This is a genomic window from Clostridioides sp. ZZV14-6345 (assembly GCF_020657775.1).
Lineage (GTDB): Bacteria > Bacillota > Clostridia > Peptostreptococcales > Peptostreptococcaceae > Clostridioides > Clostridioides difficile_D.
On sequence record NZ_JAGWCX010000246.1, the window covers coordinates 1 to 315 of the forward strand.

Annotated in this window: 1 protein-coding gene; it reads left to right on the forward strand. The window is 30.5% G+C overall.

The features are described 5' to 3' along the window. A partial coding sequence (locus tag KGF39_RS19645) for a hypothetical protein (protein ID WP_227823597.1) occupies window positions 1–199 on the forward strand: 199 nt, incomplete at its 5' end. Window positions 200–315: the final 116 nt, after the last annotated feature.

Consider the following 315-nt stretch of genomic DNA (forward strand, 5'->3'; position numbering starts at 1 on the left):
AAATACTATGCAGGAGAAAAAAGAAGATAGAGATATGTATAAAAAGACAGTAGAAAACTTTATTGAACTATCAACACAACAACAAGAAATCAATAAAAATATACTTGTTGAAATGGGAGCAATGAAAACTGATGTGGAGGAAATAAAGGAAGATGTAACAGATATAAAGGTGATGCTACAGAAAGAAGGTGATAAATGATGAAAGTAGTAATAGTACCAGGACATACACTAACAGGAAAAGGAACAGGGGCAGTTGGTTATATAGATGAAGGAAAAGAAAATAGAATTTTAACTGATTTAATTGTTAAATGGTTG